Origin of the sequence: Mesorhizobium sp. M7A.F.Ca.CA.002.05.1.1, from assembly GCF_003998335.1 — a bacterium.
In the GTDB taxonomy this organism is placed as follows: domain Bacteria; phylum Pseudomonadota; class Alphaproteobacteria; order Rhizobiales; family Rhizobiaceae; genus Mesorhizobium.
Genome location: NZ_RZQI01000855.1, coordinates 1 through 2,526, shown reverse-complemented (window position 1 = coordinate 2,526; position 2,526 = coordinate 1). Strand labels below are relative to the sequence as shown.

General features: G+C 63.3%; 2 protein-coding genes. One reads left to right on the top strand and one right to left on the bottom strand.

Features of this window, described 5'->3' with window-relative positions; genetic code table 11:
- Window positions 1-1,056: ABC transporter substrate-binding protein (locus EN939_RS29540; RefSeq protein ID WP_164751324.1), on the bottom strand; the 1,056-nt coding region annotated here is incomplete at its 3' end.
- 404 nt (window positions 1,057-1,460) lie between these two features.
- On the opposite strand from EN939_RS29540, the gene EN939_RS29535 reads away from it, so the two are divergent.
- The gene (locus EN939_RS29535) at window positions 1,461-2,516 is read left to right on the top strand and encodes a LacI family DNA-binding transcriptional regulator (protein WP_127271211.1); all 1,056 of its coding nucleotides are present in this window, start codon (window positions 1,461-1,463) and stop codon (window positions 2,514-2,516) included.
- Window positions 2,517-2,526 lie beyond the last annotated feature (10 nt).

The following is a 2,526-nucleotide window of genomic DNA, read 5'->3' as shown; positions in this document are numbered from 1 at the left end:
GTCGTTGGCCGCATTGAGATCGACGTCGCCGCGCACCGGCAGGGATCCCTTCTTCAGATTGAAGGCAACCTGCGTCTTGGGATCGAGCAGCGTCTCGGCCAGCACCTCCTGCGCCTTGCTCTTGTCGGCATCCTTGAGCAGCGGGAAGTAGAAGGCGTCACCGCCAGTGGCTATCACCTCGTTCAGCCCAAGGCCTGGCAGGCAGGTGTAATCCTTGCCCGCGGTCTTGCCGGCAACCTGAAACTCGCCCTGTGCCCAGTCGCCCATGATCTGGCCAGCGGCCTTGCCGGTGATGACCAGGTTGGTCGCCTGGTTCCAGTCCTGCACATTGGTGTTCTTCGCCATCTTGCGGGCATCGTCCGCGGCCTTGAAGACCTTGGCGACTTCGGGCCCGGCGGCGAACTTGGCATCCTTGTCCTTGTAGACCTTGAGGAACGTGTCCGTGCCGCCCACAGCCGCAAGCAGGACGTCGAAGGCACCGGAGGATTGCCAGGCCTGTCCGCCGACGGCGAGCGGGATGATGCCGGCCTTTTCCAGCGCCGGCGCTGCCGCCACGAATTCATTCCAGTCCTTCGGCAACGGCACGCCGGCCTTCTCGAAGGCCTCGTTGGACAGCCACAACCACTGCCAGGAATGGATGTTGACGGGCACGCAATAAATCTTGCCGTCGATGGTGCAGCCGTCGAGCAGGCTCTTCGGCCGGACGACATCAGTCCACTTGCCCCTGGTGGCGACATCGGTGAGGTCGCGCATCAGGCCGGCCTGCACCAACTCTTCCGCCTGCCGGCCATGGTTGAATTGCGTGGCGCCCATCGGATCGCCACCGGTGATGCGGCTGATCATGATTGGCCGCGCCGTGCCGCCGGAGCCGGCAATGGCGCCGTCCACCCAGTGGTTGCCGGTCGCATCGAATGCCTTGGCAAGTTCCGCAACCGCCGCCGCCTCGCCGCCCGACGTCCACCAATGGGTGACTTCCAGGTCCGTCGCGGCCGCATGGCCGGCAAACTGCAACCCGGCCGTCGCTGCCAGCGCAGCGGTCAAAAATCTGTATCGCATTTCGGCTCCTCCCAGAATCTGAAACGTTACAGATTTTCGATACGGCAATTGCGCGGGCTGTGCAACCCATCAACGAAGCACCCTCGATATTTTTTCGGGCTGCGAACAAATTCGCATGGATGATCGCGCTTCTCATGCACTGCAGCATGGTTTGCTGCGGCGCAAACACCGAAATGCCGCCTGATACGGGCAAAAAGGCGGCGGCAGAGGCAATTTCTCCTGGAATCCCAAGCGTTTCGCAAAAGAACCATCCACCTCGTGGGCGAGGGACATGTAACTCGATATGGCAATCTGTAACGTTTCAGTATATTGAGACTTTACCGGGGCTGGAACGCATATCGTATCGCCATGACGGCGATTGCCGACATGGCTCGCGGCTGCTATGCGCCTGACGGGCGGGACGAATGGACAGACAGCGTACGGACAAGAGCGGGGAGACCTCGGCACAGGGACGGCCGACGTTGAAGACGCTTGCCTTCATGACCGGGCTCGGCGTCACCACCGTGTCACGCGCCTTGAAGGATGCCCCGGAAATCGGCGCCGAAACCAGGCGCCGCGTCCAGCTCGTCGCCAAGCAGATCGGCTACCGGCCGAACCGCGCCGGCGTGCGTCTGCGCACCGGCAGGACCAATGTCATCAGCCTCGTGCTCAACACTGACCGCGAGATCATGAGCTTTGTCTCGGACATCATCTACGGCGTTTCGGAAGTGCTCGCCGAAACGCCCTATCACCTGATCGTCACGCCCTATTCCCGCTCGCAGGATCCGATGGAGCCGATCCGCTATCTCGTCGAGACCGGCTCGGCCGACGGCGTCATCATTTCGCGCACCCAACCGAACGATCCGCGCGCCCGCTACATGCTCGAGCACGGCATGCCCTTTGCCACGCATGGCCGCACCGACATGGGCCTCGTCCATCCCTACCATGACTTCGACAACCATGTTTTCGCGATGGAGGCCGTGCGCCGCCTGGCGAGCATGGGCAGGCACAAGCTGGCGCTTCTGTCGCCGCCGCCCGGGCTGACCTATTATGGCCACACGCTGAACGGCTTTGCCGATGCGCTGAGCGAGGTCGGAGCCAGCGAAATTCCGTTCAACACCGTTTCCATCGATCACACGATCGAGCAGATCAGGACCAGGACCGCGCAGGTGATGCGCCGCGAGAACAGGCCGGACGGCTTCGTCAGCAGCGCTGCCGCCGCGACACTGGCGATCGTCGCCGGCATCGAGGATGCCGGCCTCAAGCTTGGCCGCGACGTCGATGTCGTGTCCAAGCAGTCGTCGGACCTGTTGCATCTGTTCCGGCCGGAATTGCTCGTCGTCAACGAGAACTTCCGCCTGGCCGGCTCCGATCTCGCCCGCTCCGTGCTCGGCTGGATCGGCGGCGCCGCACCCGGCTCGTTGCAGCGCCTGGTCGCCACCAGCGAGGTTCGGGCGTTCAGCCCGCCGGTTTCCGTTTAGGCCCTTGGGC

What these genes read in the sequence shown, in the direction of transcription:
- EN939_RS29535 (WP_127271211.1), top strand. Translation starts at nt 1,461, where the DNA reads ATGGACAGACAGCGTACGGACAAGAGCGGGGAGACCTCGGCACAGGGA.